General features: G+C 57.0%; 18 protein-coding genes and 3 pseudogenes. 8 read left to right on the plus strand and 13 right to left on the minus strand.

The genetic code is table 11. The features are described 5' to 3' along the window. Both FQ320_RS26175 and FQ320_RS23175 read left to right on the plus strand, forming a co-directional pair. On the plus strand, window positions 1-200 hold a 200-nt coding region (locus tag FQ320_RS26175), incomplete at its 5' end, for a hypothetical protein (protein WP_222861701.1). A 100-nt stretch (window positions 201-300) separates the two neighbouring features. After that, window positions 301-405 (plus strand): annotated as a pseudogene (locus FQ320_RS23175) (IS5/IS1182 family transposase); the annotation flags it as partial. 98 nt (window positions 406-503) lie between these two features. Here the strand turns inward: FQ320_RS23175 and FQ320_RS23180 are convergent. The 10 genes and pseudogenes from FQ320_RS23180 to FQ320_RS23225 form a co-directional block, all read right to left on the minus strand. After that, entirely contained in the window at window positions 504-887 is a 384-nt protein-coding gene (locus tag FQ320_RS23180) for a transposase (RefSeq protein ID WP_148475665.1), read from the minus strand. Window positions 888-991: 104 nt separating this feature from the next. Then, a pseudogene (locus FQ320_RS23185) lies at window positions 992-2,504 on the minus strand (IS66 family transposase). 62 nt (window positions 2,505-2,566) lie between these two features. Continuing rightward, window positions 2,567-2,914: pseudogene (gene tnpB, locus FQ320_RS23190) on the minus strand (IS66 family insertion sequence element accessory protein TnpB). Further along, complete coding sequence (locus FQ320_RS23195; RefSeq protein ID WP_148475666.1) at window positions 2,911-3,291, minus strand: transposase; 381 nt, start codon at window positions 3,289-3,291, stop codon at window positions 2,911-2,913. The pseudogene tnpB (FQ320_RS23190) and the gene FQ320_RS23195 overlap by 4 nt, the downstream one beginning before the upstream one ends. A gap of 55 nt (window positions 3,292-3,346) precedes the next feature. Beyond that, the gene (locus tag FQ320_RS26985; RefSeq protein ID WP_222861702.1) at window positions 3,347-3,457 is read right to left on the minus strand and encodes a transposase; all 111 of its coding nucleotides are present in this window, start codon (window positions 3,455-3,457) and stop codon (window positions 3,347-3,349) included. 210 nt (window positions 3,458-3,667) lie between these two features. Continuing rightward, window positions 3,668-4,021, minus strand: a complete 354-nt coding sequence (locus FQ320_RS23210) for a 2Fe-2S iron-sulfur cluster-binding protein (RefSeq protein WP_148475667.1) — start codon at window positions 4,019-4,021, stop codon at window positions 3,668-3,670. 65 nt (window positions 4,022-4,086) lie between these two features. Next, window positions 4,087-5,451, minus strand: coding sequence for a selenium-binding family protein (locus tag FQ320_RS23215; RefSeq protein ID WP_148475668.1), 1,365 nt, complete (start codon window positions 5,449-5,451; stop codon window positions 4,087-4,089). Between the two features lie 495 nt (window positions 5,452-5,946). After that, window positions 5,947-6,291 carry a lysozyme inhibitor LprI family protein gene (locus FQ320_RS23220; RefSeq protein ID WP_148475669.1) on the minus strand — a complete coding sequence of 115 codons (345 nt, stop codon included), beginning with the start codon at window positions 6,289-6,291 and terminating at the stop codon, window positions 5,947-5,949. Window positions 6,292-6,679: 388 nt separating this feature from the next. Next, window positions 6,680-7,087: a Shedu immune nuclease family protein gene (locus FQ320_RS26185; RefSeq protein ID WP_222861703.1), complete on the minus strand. Its 408-nt coding sequence runs from the start codon at window positions 7,085-7,087 to the stop codon at window positions 6,680-6,682. Further along, entirely contained in the window at window positions 7,084-7,836 is a 753-nt protein-coding gene (locus FQ320_RS23225; RefSeq protein WP_222861704.1) for a DUF4263 domain-containing protein, read from the minus strand. Before FQ320_RS23225 ends, FQ320_RS26185 begins: the two co-directional genes overlap by 4 nt. Window positions 7,837-7,948: 112 nt before the next feature. Between FQ320_RS23225 and FQ320_RS23230 the strand changes: the two genes are divergently transcribed. The 3 genes from FQ320_RS23230 to FQ320_RS23240 are packed head-to-tail and all read left to right on the plus strand — an operon-like array spanning window position 7,949 to window position 10,265. Further along, window positions 7,949-8,332: a transposase gene (locus tag FQ320_RS23230; RefSeq protein WP_255509688.1), complete on the plus strand. Its 384-nt coding sequence runs from the start codon at window positions 7,949-7,951 to the stop codon at window positions 8,330-8,332. After that, window positions 8,329-8,730 carry an IS66 family insertion sequence element accessory protein TnpB gene (tnpB, locus tag FQ320_RS23235; protein ID WP_148475670.1) on the plus strand — a complete coding sequence of 134 codons (402 nt, stop codon included), beginning with the start codon at window positions 8,329-8,331 and terminating at the stop codon, window positions 8,728-8,730. The genes FQ320_RS23230 and tnpB (FQ320_RS23235) overlap by 4 nt, the downstream gene beginning before the upstream one ends. Before the next feature lie 5 nt (window positions 8,731-8,735). Further along, entirely contained in the window at window positions 8,736-10,265 is a 1,530-nt protein-coding gene (locus tag FQ320_RS23240) for an IS66 family transposase (RefSeq protein WP_148475671.1), read from the plus strand. 694 nt (window positions 10,266-10,959) lie between these two features. Here FQ320_RS23240 and FQ320_RS23245 read toward each other — a convergent pair. After that, the gene (locus FQ320_RS23245) at window positions 10,960-11,853 is read right to left on the minus strand and encodes a LysR family transcriptional regulator (RefSeq protein ID WP_148475672.1); all 894 of its coding nucleotides are present in this window, start codon (window positions 11,851-11,853) and stop codon (window positions 10,960-10,962) included. A gap of 123 nt (window positions 11,854-11,976) precedes the next feature. Here FQ320_RS23245 and FQ320_RS23250 point away from each other — a divergent pair, with 123 nt between their 5' ends. Both FQ320_RS23250 and FQ320_RS23255 read left to right on the plus strand, forming a co-directional pair. Further along, the gene (locus FQ320_RS23250; protein WP_148475673.1) at window positions 11,977-12,873 is read left to right on the plus strand and encodes a sulfotransferase domain-containing protein; all 897 of its coding nucleotides are present in this window, start codon (window positions 11,977-11,979) and stop codon (window positions 12,871-12,873) included. A 71-nt stretch (window positions 12,874-12,944) separates the two neighbouring features. Further along, entirely contained in the window at window positions 12,945-13,301 is a 357-nt protein-coding gene (locus FQ320_RS23255) for a YigZ family protein (RefSeq protein WP_148475674.1), read from the plus strand. 170 nt (window positions 13,302-13,471) lie between these two features. On the opposite strand, the gene FQ320_RS23260 is transcribed toward FQ320_RS23255, so the two are convergent. Beyond that, window positions 13,472-13,945, minus strand: a complete 474-nt coding sequence (locus FQ320_RS23260) for a tRNA (cytidine(34)-2'-O)-methyltransferase (RefSeq protein ID WP_148475675.1) — start codon at window positions 13,943-13,945, stop codon at window positions 13,472-13,474. A gap of 186 nt (window positions 13,946-14,131) precedes the next feature. Between FQ320_RS23260 and FQ320_RS26990 the strand changes: the two genes are divergently transcribed. After that, window positions 14,132-14,242: a phage DNA packaging protein J gene (locus FQ320_RS26990; RefSeq protein ID WP_187394051.1), complete on the plus strand. Its 111-nt coding sequence runs from the start codon at window positions 14,132-14,134 to the stop codon at window positions 14,240-14,242. Between the two features lie 56 nt (window positions 14,243-14,298). Here the strand turns inward: FQ320_RS26990 and FQ320_RS23270 are convergent, their stop codons facing one another. After that, window positions 14,299-14,844: a YaeQ family protein gene (locus FQ320_RS23270; protein WP_148475677.1), complete on the minus strand. Its 546-nt coding sequence runs from the start codon at window positions 14,842-14,844 to the stop codon at window positions 14,299-14,301. Window positions 14,845-15,259 lie beyond the last annotated feature (415 nt).

Below are 15,259 nucleotides of genomic sequence, written 5' to 3' on the forward strand. Positions count from 1 at the left end.
TTGGCGCCGCTACGATCCACGATGTCTCCGCAGCGCCAACACCTTGGTCGCGCGATATGCCATCGGTATCGCGCTGCTTTTCTGTTGTTTCAATGCGCTTGACAATTAATGCCCCATTACGGAAGGGCAGCCAGTACCAGCAGATCATCGAATTGATCCGCAAGAATGACAACTGGACGGATGTGGTCAAACTGCAATAATGTGCCGCCCCTTGGTGAAAGACATGGGGCTGGACCACGCCGAGCGCCTAATTTAACCCCAAATCGCAGACTTTTCAGGGGAGCAGGTCACGGGAAATGCTTCGCGCGCGACTTCGACCGACAGGTCGCGGAGGTTCAAGTTCGTATCGCGATTCTGAATGGTTGCACCGCCCTTGGCATCCCTGTCACGAAGGCGATGGGATGAATCCGTCTGGGGAAAGGGAGCCCCGTCCGACAGCCGATTTGTGCAACATGTATAACCGCCCCTTGCGCAAGAGGAATCTTCAGAGGCTGTGTGAAAAGTCATTGAGGTGCTATCCGGCGGACCATCTGGGCACATGCGGCGATCATGATGAACGCCTCGGATGTCTGCACCCGAAATTCGTAATCCTTCGACATTCTGTGATGACGGCCGAGCCAAGCAAAGCTGCGCTCGACCATCCAATTGAGCCCGACAATCTTGAATGCCTGCTCCTTGCGCTTGGCGATGATGAGTTTCCAGCCGTTTCGATCTTTCAAGTTCTGGGATAGCCCTTTGCTTTCGTATCCAGCGTCTGCGACCATGGTATGGATTGTCGGCCACAGCGGTGGCAGCCCGTCAGTCAGAAAACGGGCTGCCCTGCGATTGGACATGCCCGCAGGCTCGCCACAGCAGGTGACAAGAAATCCTTGAGTATCAACGAGCATCTGCCGTTGCGCCCTTTGACCATCTTGTGCCCGTCAAAACGTAACCGCTTCATTGCTACCGCAGCTTATGCGGCTTGACTGTCGGTTACGGAGACCCGCAGCGCTCAATTCCACGGCAGCAATTCATCCAGCCGATTGATCTTGTGATCGTGGATGCGGTCGAGGATGTCAGCGAGATAGGCCTGTGGGTCGAGGCCGTTCAGCTTGGCGGTTTCAATGATTGTCATGGCGCGTGCGAGTGTTTCTGCACCGGTGTCCGCCCCGGCAAACAGAGTTGCTGTTTGGACCAGGCAAAGAAGGCCGCGACCTTCGGCTGGCTCAGTTTTTGGCGCGCGGCCATACGGACATCCGCGGGCCGGCCATTGATGTTGCGCTCGATGTCGTAAAACTTGCCGATCCGGTTGAGTGCTTCGCGGGCGATCTCGGATTTGGTCGAGGTCCAAAAATCGTGGAAGTCACGCCGCACGTGGGCCCAGCAGGCCGCCTCCTGCAAACGGGGCACACCATCGAGTTCAGGCGCGTAAAGCTTGGCATAGCCCTTGTAACCGTCCGCTTGCAGGATGCCGCGGACGTTGGCCAGATGGGTCAGGACATGCTCTTCCTTCCAATCCGGTGCAAACCGATAGACAGCAGCGGGTGGCGCTGAGCCAGCCCATGGGCGTTGCTTCTCGGGCATGTAAACATGCTCTGCCAGCCAGCGGATCGCGCACATAGGCCCAGATCCGGCCTTGTCTGACCCCTTTGCCAAGCCCCTTGTCGCGCAAGGACCGATCCAACACCCGGATCGGCGTATCGTCGGCATGCAGCAGATCGCTGCTCATGATCTCGGCCTCGATCCGCTCTATCAGCGGCGACAGGGTCTTCATGGCACGGCCACGCCAGCCGACAAGTGTACTTTCGGGAATATCTGCCCCCATGCGGGCGAAGATTTCGTGCTGGCGATAGAGCGGCAAATGATCATCAAATTTGGAGACCAGCACCTGGGCCAGCAGGTTCGGCCCTGCCATGCCGCCCGGGATCGGGCGGCTGGGTGCTGGCTCCTGCACCATCCGCTCACAGCGGCGGCAAGATTTCTTGATGCGGGCGATCTGCCCTCTCATCGCTGCAAGCAGCGACTGCCGGGTAACAGATCACCTTCATCTGGGCCGCAATCATGTCGAGGAGTTCGCTGACATCCTCGCCCACCACGCGCAGATCGCCGCCACAGTCGGGACAGCAAGCGCCAGGATCAAGTTCGCGACGCTCGCGCAGGGTCGCATCCGAGACACGCGGGCGGCGGCGCAGCGCAGGCGCAGAGGGCGCATCAACGGCCGGCTCGTCCTGGCCTTCGTCAATCGGCGCATCATCATCCTCGGCCACTGCAACCAGCAGGTCTTCGAGCGCCAGTTCCAGCTGCTCGATCTCGCGCTCGATCTTCTCCGAGGATTTTCCGAAAGCCAGTTTCTGCAGTTTAGCGATCCGCAAACGCAAGGCCTGAACCAGTTGATCATGCACACGAAGAGTGGCCGATATCTTGAAGTTCTCGGCTTCGATCCGGGCGTTGTCAGCCTGCAAAGCAGCAATCATCGCCTTCAAAACGGCGGGATTATCAGGCAAGGTTTCGGTAAGTTTCGACATGCGCCTGACTACCAAAAAACAGGCTCAAGCACCATATAAATAACGCAAATCCGGGTGCAAAATTACCCGACGCGCGCAGGGGGAACTCCCCAATCCGGGCGCCGCCAGTCGATCCCTTCCCAGAGCATTGCGAGTTGTGCAGAGGTCAGCCGCACCGCCCCATCCTTGGCGCTCGGCCACGGAAAGCGCCCTCGCTCAAGCACCTTGTAATAGAGGCAAAACCCCTGGCCATCCCAATAGAGCAGCTTGACCCGATCCCCGCGTCGCCCCCGGAACGCAAACACTGCGCCACTGGCGGGTTTCTGATGCAGGACATCTTACGCCAATGCCGCCAGCCCCGCGATCCCTTTGCGCATATCCGTCACACCGCAGGCCAGATACACACGAACTCCGGTGCCCGGACCGATCATGCCGCCTCCACCGCACGGATCAGCGCCGTCAATGCGGCCGCGTCCAATGTGCTGTCAAAATGTAAACAGCGACCACCCCGCAAACGCAATTCAACCGCACTCGGTGGCGCTGTTTCGACAACTGGAGGCTGCGCCGCCGGAACCCCGGCCGCGACAGGTAGATTAATAGGAAAAAACAGCGCCTCGGCATCGGGCGACCACAGACCTTTCTTCTTGAGAGCGTGCCTCCAAGCATAAATCTGTTGCCGCGTAATCTCGTGGCGCTGCGCCACCTGCGTCACACTCGCCCCGCCAATCCCCATAGATGTCACAATCTCGAGCTTGTCTTCGTCACGCCAGAAACGCCACCGCTCCAGCCCAAGAATTTCGCCACGCATCACAGACCCCGAATAAGACACGTCGCTAACGACGTAGTTAACGATGTCTCTTAGATCAAAGCCCAACGGTCAGGCAGGCGGTGCCAACGGCGCGGTTACGGAAATCTCTTGGCAAAAGGCGCCACTGGCATCCAGTCCGCAGCAGATAAAGGATCGCGTCAACCACATCCCATAAGGGCCTTGTTGCACAGATCAACTTCAACTCGGGACGCGCCTTCCCCGAGACGGCATTCAGGCGGTGCGTTCAAAACGTGGTGGCCAAGTCCGGTCATCCGGTTGAAAACCCGGACGCCAATCTTGGCTTCTGTTTTCTGATTTTCTAACGACCGCGCCTTTAGCTTGGGCCCGATGACGGTTTTGCCGCTGAAGCAAAAGATCATTTCACTCGTGCCCGCTCAAGCTGGTTGATAGCGGCGGCGCTGGCAAATGGATTGACATAAAGGCGGTCGTGGCTTTCGACACCCACATCAAAGACGCAATCCTCGTCCGGGCGCGCAACGCAAAGCAGCACGTAGCCTTCGGATGCTTGCCGCTTGTTCAGTGCTGTGCCTTTGGGTTGACGCACAGACCCCGAAATCATTTTGGCTGCGCAGGTGATGCAACCACCATATCGGCAGGCAATGGGCAAAACGTAGCCTGCTGCCTCGACCACGTCGATGATCGCCTCGTCCTCACCAACGTCAAAGGACAGGCCGCCGCGATTACGGAATGTGACTTTATGTTTGCGCATGTGACCTCCGTGCACAGAGCCCCCGGCCAAAGGGTGGCAGGCCGGGGGAATGGTGGAGTGCTGTGTCAGATCCAGATGTCGGACGAACAATCGCCACCGGGATAGCGCGTTTCATGGGCTCTGGAAGGTCCATGCGGTTCGTCGTTGAAATCCACGAGGAAATTATCGCGGATCTTCATGCCGCCATTTTCATTGTCGCAATCGACCAGAACCATGAGGCCGCCGTTGTCCTTCATGGAAGGATAGAACTGATTGTCCCAAGTCGAGAACAGCGACGTGGTGACGTACATGCGTTTGCCATCAAGCGAAAGCTGGATCATCTGCGGCGCGCCGTCCACCGTCCGACCATTGACCTCTGGCGCCTTGCCAAGCAATCCGCCGATCCACACCTGACCCGTCAGCTTCGGGTCCGCAGGATCGGAGATGTCATATTGGCGCAGATCGCCGTGCAGCCAGTTCGAGAAGTAGAGATATTTGTCATCCATCGATACCAGAATGTCGGTGATTAGGCTGGGCATCGGTACCGGAAAACCCTCGACATCCACCGTGGGCACATCGATCACTTTGTTGATCTCGATTTTGCCGTTGTCCTTGTGGAAATGAAAGATGTTCGACGCCAGCGCCGCCCCAACGAAACCGTGGGTGCTGTCGGGGTTGTGATGAAAACGCGCTTCAAGCGGGATCATGCCCTCCGACCCCAGATCGATGGAATGTTCAACCCTGCGGTTTTTGAAGTCCCAGAAGTGGATATGCTGACCGTATTTCCCGCGCGCCACATCTTCCAGATCAAATCCCGGCATGAAGGTGTTGGGCGAGGCCCATTCGGTCGAGATCATCATGTTGTGGCGTGGCTGATACCAGAAGTCATAATTGTACTTCATCTCGCCGAGGTCTTTTTCCCAGCGGCCGAGAATGTTGAAGTCCTTGTCGAGATGCAGGAAACCGCCCGGCCCGTTGCCGTCAGCGTCGCCCAGCATCGACACGATGATATCTGCGCCCAGACAATGCACCGTGTGCGGGGCAGAAAGGTTGGTCTTGGTCTTGATCTCGTCACCGTCGATCGTCTTAAAAAGGGTCGGCTTGCGCGGATCGGTGGCGGTATCGACGATATAGAAATTCGTGGTGCGAACGCCGGGAATGATCAGATATTTGCGTTCCATGCTGCCGTCCGTGTTGCACGACGAACAGGCGTTCCAGCCCATATGGTGCAACTCGTCGCCGACGATGGGCATTTCGGTGCGATGGATCACCTGGCTATAAGTTGGACTGTCTTCATCAACGTCGATGGTGGCCAGGTAGTCCGGCTTTTCGACTCCGGTTCCGGTGTAGATACAAATCGTATAGACCACCTTTTCGCGCGGCGCCTTTATGGCGTCTTGCGGCGATGCATAGCCCGGGCCAGCGCAGCAGCTTCCATTAGATCCAGACATGTTTTTACCTCCCTTAAGTGATGACGTTTGGAAGCAGTTCCTTTCTTCCCTTGGCCTGAGCACAACCCCTGGAATGGCCGCCGTGATCATGCCAGAAAATATCGGTTTTGTAGGCGAAAAACGGACTGTCGCTGCTGTGTCGGCCAGTAGCCGCTTTTGCGGCTTCACGACCGTATCGAGGAACGCTGCTCCGATTGTGGGGCTCGACTTCCAACGGTCAGTTCATTGATCGACTGAACGATTGAATCCCGGTCCAGGCGAAAATGTTTGTAGACGTCCATGATTAATCCCAGTCTCCCTTCAGGATCGGCACGGATGTTGCGCGCGTTTCGAATTCGAGTTGTGTCCCGACTTAAACTCGAGACGCTTTAACGCGCTATTTGCAGCAAGGTTTTTCGTTGCCTGAATTGATATCACCCGATTGGACTGCTCCCGCCAAGGCAATTGCCCGATGCCGCGTATCAGTTCGGGACGCCCGCCATGCGGCGTTGCTGCCTAACGTAGGGCGCGCAGCATTTGATTGCGCTGCAAGGTGTGCTCTTCCATACAAGACCAGTAGAACATGGCATCTGCGCTGCCACCTGCCGTCAGTTCCGGATCACAGGCCGCGTCGCGTTGCCTCAGCCAGGCGCGCTGCTCGTTCAGAAGCATCTGACCGAATCCACGGGCGTCTGCCAATGGTTTTACCTGGTTCCAAAGCCGATTCAGTTCCTGATCTGCGACTGCCCATCTTTCTTGTGCGCAAAAGTTGATATCAAGCTGGGTCTGACCGTTGCAATGGGATTGCGCGATGGCAGTCGCGGGGTTCAGAGCGACAAGAAGAACGAAAATTCGTTTCATGTTCGGTCTCCATCTTCATGTGAAGAAAATTTACCACAGCACGTCGATCTATCATAGGGCATACCGCAATTTCTGCTGAGCGACCTGAGGCCGCCGCGGCGCGGCCCACTGATGAGGTGTCGCCGCATGTGCGCTGTGCGAGATTGTGCTGTTATGCGCAGATGCCCGCGCAAAGATGCTGCCCATGTCCAGAAAACACCCCTTAGCTGAACTGGCTCACGCCCTTGGCGCGCTGCTCCAGGATTTTCCGGCGCAGGCCTTTCAGTTCGGGTAGGTCAAAATCGGAATAATAAAGGCCCTCGGCCATGCGGCAGGCTCCCCGTGTCTATGGGAGATATCGGTCGCGGCAGGCAGTTTCGGGCGAAAGACAGATAGGCAGATCGGGGACCTACTGAACCTCGTCCCGCGTGATGAACCGCCCCCACTCCAGGATCTCGTCGAACGTCACGATGTCTATCGAGGATGTCTCGCGCCGGAATAGCTCGAATGTGTCACGCATGACCCTGGCCTCCCTAAGGTCGGCCGCTTCCTCGAACTCGGATCGAGAGCCGATCACCAAGATGGTCTTCGCATTCCGTGTCCGGGCTTCCAGTTGCCGCGCACCGTCCCGGCTGAAGTGCTCCCCAGTCCCTGCGAAACCTGACCATTCCGCTTTCTGTTCGAGGATCTGGGAAACCGCGCTCATGAACTCGGGGCTAAACGATCGAGTGCCGGCCCTTGCCCCTCCGCCGCTTCTGAAAATCCGAGTGTCGGGGCGCTTGATCTCAACAAGAACCGTATAGTCGGTGAAGCTCATGAGGAAGTCGACCGCCGGCTTGCCCCGGTTGTCCGTGCCTCCACCCGAAACTGTTCCCGGTCGAAGGTCCGCATCACCCGGTAGTCGAGCCCGTATCCGAAGACCCATGGCTCTCCGTCGAAGAAATCCTGCCAATCCTTCTCAGCCCACTGGTCGTCGCCCATGCGCAGCTCGAAGGTCTCCAGGGCTTGCCGACGGCCAAGCAGGATGTTGACCTCCTCCGCAGAAAGAGACCCTCGCAATGTCCGGAGAAGCGTTTCGCGCGCCTCAACATCCATTGAGCGAAACCGTTCGACGATGCCCCGGTCGGATGCATCGATGATGGCCTTCCGACCCGTGCCGGTAGAGATGTCCTCGATGTCGAACCGATCGTCATTCGACAGATCAATGAACTCGAGTTGGTCGAGGAATGCCATGAGCCTGGTCAGCTCGTCTCCCCGGAAAGTGAAAGAGTGCTCATGATAGCCCTGATACCAGCCATCCTTGCGCGACTGGAACGATTGAAGGGTGAGTCGGCGGACGGCCTTTTCATCCTGGGTGACCACGGCGGTGACTTGGGTCTTGCGCTTCTCACCGGAAAGCCGAAGGCACATTGCGCCCGCAACCTCGCCGATATGAATCTCGTCGGAGCCCTCCATCACCATGCGCACACTGCGCAGTTTCTCGGTGGTGTGCCCTCCCCACGAGAATACCTTCGAAATGTAGGTCTTGCCTGCCTTGCGCAGTTGAAAGAACTTTTCCTCTGACATTTCCAGATTATGCGAATGAAAGGTAATTCGTAAGCGCTGTTTCGACCCCACATTCCTTGTCGTTTCGTGATGTGCGATTCCGGCGCTTCATAGATTTTAAGGGAGTTTCTCTATGGAGGCTACGAACGAGTTTCTCGCAAGAATGCCGCGCAGTTCAGATGGCAAGCGGCGCTGGCCTCTGGAACTGAAGGCACGGATTGTTGCAGAGACGCTGGTCGAGGGCGCGACTGTGAATGGGGTGGCCAAGCGATATGGGTTGATCCCCAGCAGCGTTTCAGATTGGCGGCGCATGGCGCGGATGGGCAAGCTTGTCTTGCCCAACTTGGATGGCATGGAATTTGTGCCAGTGCAGATTGCGGAACCTAAGCCGCTTGAGGTGGTTCCAGCACCACCTAACAATTTGACCAGCGTTGAGCTGCTTAAAGGCGGAGTGACGATCCGCTTGGCCGCCGATACTCCCGCGACCCGCATTGCCGAGATCGTGACTGCACTGTGATCCATCCGTCGCATGGCGTACAGATATTTGTGGCCACTAAGCCGGTGGACTTTCGTAAAGGGTATGATGGTTTGGCTGCACTGGTGCAAAGTCATCTAAAGAAGAAGCCCTTTGACGGTGCGGTCTATGTGTTTCGCGCCAAGCGGGCGGATCGGCTCAAGATGCTTTGGTGGGATGGGACCGGCCTGGTGATGGCGTACAAGCGGCTTGAGCAGAACGCGTTCAAATGGCCTGCGATCAGGGACGGCGTTTTACGGTTGGACGCTGCGCAATTTGAATCCTTGTTTGCAGATCTCGATTGGCGTCGTGTCACAGCGTTGGAGACCCGTCCACCGGCTGCGGCAGAATGCCTCGGATGGTGTTTTGGCAGGCACATAAGCCCTGTTTTTGATAGCTGACGGGCATGACTTCCCCCGCTGATCTTCCTACAGATGTCGCTACTTTGCAGGCGCTTTTGATTGCCTCCGAAGAGCGTAATGTACGCAAAGAGGATCGCATCATCCGGCTGGAAAAGCTGTTGGCTGACTTCAAGCGCGCGCTCTATGGCGCGAAGTCCGAGAAGGGCCACCCGGACCAGTATCACCTTGCGCTGGAAGATATCGAGACAGCCATGGCGATCGTACATGCTGAGGACGAGGCGGTTGATCCGCCGAAGACCACCGGTGCATCAAAGCCACGCGCAGGTCGCGGCGTCTTGCCAAAACATCTGCCACGCATCGAAGAGGTGATCGCGCCTGACGATGTGACCTGCGGCTGTGGGACTGAACGCCACATCATCGGGAAAGATGTCAGTGAACGGCTGGACATTGTCCCCGCTCAGTTCCGCGTGATTGTCACCCGTCGCCCAAAATATACCTGCCGCTCCTGCGAGGCCGGGGTCGTGCAAGCACCAGCCAAATCACGCCTGATCGAAGGCGGCACGCCGACTGAGGCGACAATCGCCAGTGTAATCGTCTCCAAATACGCCGACCACCTTCCGCTTTATCGCCAATCCCAAATCTATGCGCGGCAGTGCGTCGATATTGACCGCTCCACTTTGGCCTTCTGGGTTGGCAAAGCCGCCCATGAGCTGAAGCCTGTCCATGACGCGCTGCTGGCGCATCTCAAACGGTCGTCAAAGCTCTTCATGGACGAGACACCCGCGCCGGTGCTCGATCCGGGGCGCGGTAAAACCAAGAAAGGGTACTTCTGGGCGCTCACTCGCGATGATCGCGCTTGGAACGGACCAGAACCACCCGGTGTGGCCTTTACCTACGGGCCGGGGCGATCCGGCACATATGCATCGCAGATATTGCAGGGTTTTGAGCGCATCCTGCAAGTCGACGGCTGTGCCGGATACAACCGCGTGCTGGATCTACGTGACAATGCACCGATCCGGTTGGCGTATTGCTGGGCCCATGCGCGTCGCAAGCTTTATGAGCTAACCCATAACAACGTAGCCCCCATCGCCGAGGAGGGTCTGAAGCAGATCGCGGCCCTCTACCGGATCGAAGCGCTGGCACGGGGCACATCTGCGGAGGAGCGCCTGGCCCTGCACCAAACCAAAAGCGCGCCCAAGATCGCAGCTTTCAGAACATGGCTGGATCACGCCCGCACGCAGGTCTCAACCAAATCCCCAATTGGCGAAGCGCTCAAATACATTGCCAAGTACTGGGATGGATTGATCTTGTTCCTGACCGATGGCCGCATCGAGATGGACTGCAACGCCGTCGAGCGCACGATCCGCCCGATTGCATTACAACGAAAGAACGCACTCTTCGCCGGTCACGACGCCGGGGCGCAAAACTGGGCCATGCTTGCGTCGCTCCTTGAAACCTGCAAACTCAACATCGTCGAGCCGCACGGATATCTGACCGACGTCCTCACGGCCATCGTCAACGGCCATAAACAGAACGACATCAACCAACTGCTACCCTGGAAATACGCAAGGTAGGTGGGGTCAAAGCAGCGCTTACGGTAATTCAGGCAAGGCATTACCAGGATCGAACGTGGACCATGGGCCGACCGGACTTCGAGACCGGAGCGTTGCCGGCCGCACCCAACTAACACCTGCTTGCTGCCTCCTGCGCGGGTTGCATGCGCCTACCGTCTCGTGATTGCGGGAATGGCAGCTTTTGCGGTCATCAGGTTAGCGCCGAGAGGATGCAGCGGAAGTCCTGAAACCGCCGTGATTCCGGAATGCTGCGATAGCGAGATTTCGGCCAAATGGATATGTTCACTCTCTGGATTCCCGGTTCACGACGCAAGGGAGGAATTGGCAAAGTGTTTTGCCGGGGACTGCATGGTATGATCGTGCCACGCCCCCCCATCCTCAAGGACTTCGAAACTATGTTGCATAAATTCGAAACTGGTTGCGGGAGCTCGACTTGGACACTGTTTCACAGGTTTAACTCAAGCCCGGATTGAACGTTAATGTCGCCTCTATTGCCCGCAAGAACAAGATCGGCCCAGAGCTGCCCTCCGAGACTTTTCAGAATGTTGCCGCGCGGCTCGTCATTGCCGCCATTCGTGCATCGCGCAGCATGTTGGATGTTCAATCGTCGGGGTGCGGACATATCGGGCCTTCTGCTATGCAACGTCCCAACATGTCACGGAGAAATCGAGAACCTCCCGTTGAGGGCCGCGATTCAAAACGTCGCTGCCCTTCCATCTCGTGGAAAATACTCACCAAGAAACTTCATGAATTTTCGCACTCTCGGCTCTTGGTAAGCCTCCCTTGAAGCCACAAGCCAGAGCCCGCTGGTCAGGTCGTCGGTCGTGAAACACATGACGAGATCGGGCAACGGGTCGCCCTCCACGCAGGGGAGCACACCGATGGCCTCTTCCGTCCGAAGAGAGGCAGACATGGTTGTTACGGAATCGATTGTATTGACAATCTTTGATCTATCCAGATGTTGATCCAACCACTTCAAGAGCTTAACGCTTTCCACCATTGCGTCGGGGTAACTCAGAACCGGGTGGTGGATTAAGTCATCTATTGAATGCGGCATGCCATTCGCCGCCAAATAGGCTTTGCTGCAATAAATTCCCCACCTGACGGGCGGAAGCCTTCTGACGATCAGGGTATCGCCCGCAATATTGTCGGAGGCCCGGATCGCAATATCCGCCTCGCCACCTTCCAAAGATACATATTGCTCGGACGCGTTTGTCTCAAAATGGGTGTTCGGATTGTGCTTTCGAAATTCCGAGATCAACGGAAGCACCCAGTGGGTCATGCTGGAGTGTGCAGCGGTGACCCGTATTGTCCCGTCTGATGTCCGCCTCAGATGGCTTGCCCGTGTCAGGACCTGATCTGCGGCGTTCTCCATGCCCGCAGCAACGTCAAACAACGCGCTTCCCTGAGCGGTCATCGCGTAGCCCCGCGTGTCGCGTTCAAACAAGGTCAGCCCCAACGCTGTTTCCAGCGCATGCATGCGTCTGCCAACGGTTGTCTGGTTGATGTTCAGTTTCCTTGAAGCGGCCAATGTTGACCCTTCACGTGCGACGGCAAGGAATATGCGTATGTCGTTCCAATCCAGCATTCGCCACGCGCCTCCGGGGGCATTCTGCACGGATGCCTAACCGTTCTGCAAGTGCAGAGATACCGACAGGTCCCGTCCGGGAGCATGCTGACCGGGTAACCCGTTCAATTCAGGAGACAGAACATGACCGCCTTACCAGTCAAAACCCGCGAGATGCACAATCATCACATCGACAGCACGGTCTGGAATGATATCGATTTCCGGGAGGATGACATCGTCATTGCGACCTATGCCAAATCCGGCACGACGTGGATGCAGCAGATTGTCAGCCAGTTGATATTTCAGGGCCAGGAGGGTCTGCTTGTCGCCGAGATGTCGCCCTGGGTCGACCTTCGAGTGCCGCCCAAAGAGGTCAAGCTGCCGGTGATTTCGGCGCAAACCCATCGGCGATTTCTGAAGACCCACCTGCCGATCGATGCTTTGGTGTTCTCTGAAAAGGCCAAATACATCTATGTCGGGCGGGATGCACGCGATGTCATATGGTCATTACACAACCACCATTCGACCGCGAACGGGGCGTGGTATGACGCGCTGAACAACACGCCAGGGCGCGTCGGCCCCGAGATCGGCAAACCACCTGAAAGTCCGGTCGAGTATTTCACCCACTGGCTGGACAATGACGGCGCGCCGTTCTGGCCCTATTGGGAAAATATCCGTGGCTGGTGGGCGTTACGAGATCTTGCCAACGTGAAACTGATCCACTTCGCCGATCTCAAACGCGATCTGCCCGGCCAGATCCGCGACATCGCTGTCTTTCTTGACATCGACGTGGCACCGGACACGATGGAGACCATCCTGCTTCACTGTTCTTTCGACTACATGAAGGAAAATGCCTCTGACTCGGTGCCACTGGGCGGTGCATTCTGGGATGGTGGCGCAAAGACATTCATTCACAAGGGGACAAACGGGCGTTGGCGGGACCAACTCGACCTCGAAGTGAGTGAGCGGTATCTGGCGCGCGTCGAGCGAGAATTGGGGCACGATTGCGCCCGGTGGCTGGCGCAGGGATCACTTGGCTGATCGAAATCCGATACCAGCCGATGCGCCGCAGACGTCTTGCCGCCGACATTGGAGGGTTCTAAGCCTGCGCTATGCGTATTCTCGATAACATCATCAGCGACCGCGGGTCGAAATATGCAGTCTCGGGTGGACCATGCGCATCCGAGGAGGAGGCTAAAGCCTTTATCAAGGCGCTTTGCCGCAAGAAGAAATTCGCCAAGGCGTCCCATAATACCTGGGCTCTGCTGAGTGCGGATGCCCCATTGAAGAACGACGATGGCGAGGCAGGTGCGGGCATGGTGATCTTGCGGATGTTGGAGCGAGAAGGATTGCGCGGCCATATCATCGTGGTTACGCGATGGTTTGGCGGCAAGCATTTGGGCGGCGACCGCTTCCGGCACGTCCAAGAAGCAGTGCGGATTTACCTTGCCGATCTGCGCGCGAACTGAAGTAAGTGGTCGAGCGGCCATTCGGCCCATAGCCGACACCTATCGGCTCCTCTAAACGCTGCGGTGCGGCCCGGGGAACCGCCGTTCATGTAACGTGCAGCGTTTTGCCGTCCCGAACGCCGATCAACGGAAAATTCTGGCTCTGCCTGCGAAGCCGCTGATCGCAGCATTTACCCACTCAGCTGAGTGCGCATTGCTTGATAAACGACCGCTGTAGCTACGTTTGCCAAGTTGAGCGACCGGACCCGTGGATCAAGCATTGGTAAATTGAATACCCGGTCATCCATGCCATCAAAAATGGTCGGCGGCAGGCCTGCAGACTCACACCCGAAAACCAAATAAGCATCGTGTGGATAGTCCGGAACGTAAAAGGTCTGATTGCCATGTTCCTCGAAAAAAAAGAGGCCCTCGCGCGGTGGTTTCCGATCGCTCAAAAAGCTTTCCCAACTGTCATATTCAGTAAGATCAATATGCTTCCAGTAATCCGTTCCGGCCCGCCGCACTGACTTTTCGTCAAGGGAGAACCCATAGGGTTTGATCAGGATCAGCTCCAAATTTAGTGCAACGCAGGTCCTTCCGATAGCTCCAGTATTGTACGGAATTTCAGGTGTCACCAACACCATTTTCATACGCGGGTCAGACATGGGATGCGTGGGCTTTCTAAATCATGCGTGCTGAAACGGGCCGCCGTTCGCCCCCTCTTAACCTGATCACCCAACCTTTCACAGCGTCGATACTGAGGAACGAAATTCTGCTGTCTACTACTCACTGCAATGCGAAAGCGCGTCAATTCGGGCTCCCAACCGACGTCGAGTGCATGGCAGCATCCGATGTGGCTCTTCGTCCAAGCAGATCCAGGACGGCCCCAGCCGGCGGTTGGCCATAGGGGCCGGCGCTGCGGCGCAGCTTACCCGATGCGGACATTGGTGCGTCACTTCTGACTAAGGCGGCGCCCACGGAGCAGCTCAAACCCGTCTATACAGCGCGGATGCGTGATTTACGCAGCACCCTTCCATTCTAAGGGGCTAACGTAAACGATGCTGTCATCAACGCTGACCATCACATCGCCGTCCTGAATATTGACCTGCAGTTTCATCGTGCGGCTTGCCAATCTTGCCAGTGCATCCGTGTCGCTCTCGGAGAAATTGACCACCTGAAGATTATCAAAACGGGTGGTGCTGTTCTTGACCTTGTCCCACCACATTTCGGCAGTCCTGCCGCCATAGGGATAGATAACTACCTTGGCGGCCTTGCCACAGGATTGACGGATCACCTTCTCGCTTGGAAGTCCCAAGGCAACCCACACATCAAGCTCTCCGCTCAAGCTTTTCTGCCAAATGTCTGGCTCGTCATCCGTTGAAAGGCCCTTCGTCATTTCCAAAAGCTCATGGGCATTCAGCGCAAATGCGACAATGCGAACCATCAGCCGTTCATCCGTCTCTGAGGGATGCTTAGCAACGGTCAGTTTATGGGTCTCATAATAGTGGCGATCCATGTCGGAGACTGAGAGCTCAACTTTATAGATGGTTGATTTTTGCGCCATGTTCTGCCCCAAAACTCCAGAGATTGGGATGCCTACTGCGTATGGTGACCGCGTGAAAGCAGATAAAACAGCAACAAGCACAGGCGATCGGACGGGTCTTGCCAAGTTGTGTGAACCCCCACTGTAGGATGGTCGCTCTCATCAGGCCAACGCGTTCATTGCTGCACCCGAAGCGGGGCACCACGAGTCGGGCATGGCGCCCGAGGTTCTGAGCAATGCAGGATAACCGCCTTAAAGCAGCGGACCCACGGTGGATCCGGCCCCAAACTGCCATTGGCGACGCATGCAAATGCTGCACCGCAGCTTCACCAGACCGGCCTTTTGTTCATCGTTCGGCACTCTAAAGACGAATTGCGACATCGCGGACGAGGCGGCCGCTCGCGATGGCCCCGCCAACGACTGCTTCCAACAACGT

Origin of the sequence: Oceaniovalibus sp. ACAM 378 (genome assembly GCF_008085915.1) — a bacterium.
Classification (GTDB): domain Bacteria; phylum Pseudomonadota; class Alphaproteobacteria; order Rhodobacterales; family Rhodobacteraceae; genus Oceaniglobus.

What these genes read in the sequence shown, in the direction of transcription:
- FQ320_RS23215 (WP_148475668.1), bottom strand. Translation starts at nt 5,451, where the DNA reads ATGTCTGGATCTAATGGAAGCTGCTGCGCTGGCCCGGGCTATGCATCG.
- FQ320_RS23270 (WP_148475677.1), bottom strand. Translation starts at nt 14,844, where the DNA reads ATGGCGCAAAAATCAACCATCTATAAAGTTGAGCTCTCAGTCTCCGAC.
- FQ320_RS23245 (WP_148475672.1), bottom strand. Translation starts at nt 11,853, where the DNA reads ATGCTGGATTGGAACGACATACGCATATTCCTTGCCGTCGCACGTGAA.
- FQ320_RS23225 (WP_222861704.1), bottom strand. Translation starts at nt 7,836, where the DNA reads ATGTCAGAGGAAAAGTTCTTTCAACTGCGCAAGGCAGGCAAGACCTAC.
- FQ320_RS23220 (WP_148475669.1), bottom strand. Translation starts at nt 6,291, where the DNA reads ATGAAACGAATTTTCGTTCTTCTTGTCGCTCTGAACCCCGCGACTGCC.
- FQ320_RS23250 (WP_148475673.1), top strand. Translation starts at nt 11,977, where the DNA reads ATGACCGCCTTACCAGTCAAAACCCGCGAGATGCACAATCATCACATC.
- FQ320_RS26990 (WP_187394051.1), top strand. Translation starts at nt 14,132, where the DNA reads ATGTGGCTCTTCGTCCAAGCAGATCCAGGACGGCCCCAGCCGGCGGTT.
- FQ320_RS23180 (WP_148475665.1), bottom strand. Translation starts at nt 887, where the DNA reads ATGCTCGTTGATACTCAAGGATTTCTTGTCACCTGCTGTGGCGAGCCT.
- FQ320_RS23255 (WP_148475674.1), top strand. Translation starts at nt 12,945, where the DNA reads ATGCGTATTCTCGATAACATCATCAGCGACCGCGGGTCGAAATATGCA.
- FQ320_RS23210 (WP_148475667.1), bottom strand. Translation starts at nt 4,021, where the DNA reads ATGCGCAAACATAAAGTCACATTCCGTAATCGCGGCGGCCTGTCCTTT.
- FQ320_RS23260 (WP_148475675.1), bottom strand. Translation starts at nt 13,945, where the DNA reads ATGTCTGACCCGCGTATGAAAATGGTGTTGGTGACACCTGAAATTCCG.
- FQ320_RS23240 (WP_148475671.1), top strand. Translation starts at nt 8,736, where the DNA reads ATGACTTCCCCCGCTGATCTTCCTACAGATGTCGCTACTTTGCAGGCG.
- FQ320_RS23230 (WP_255509688.1), top strand. Translation starts at nt 7,949, where the DNA reads ATGGAGGCTACGAACGAGTTTCTCGCAAGAATGCCGCGCAGTTCAGAT.
- FQ320_RS26185 (WP_222861703.1), bottom strand. Translation starts at nt 7,087, where the DNA reads ATGAGCTTCACCGACTATACGGTTCTTGTTGAGATCAAGCGCCCCGAC.
- FQ320_RS23195 (WP_148475666.1), bottom strand. Translation starts at nt 3,291, where the DNA reads ATGCGTGGCGAAATTCTTGGGCTGGAGCGGTGGCGTTTCTGGCGTGAC.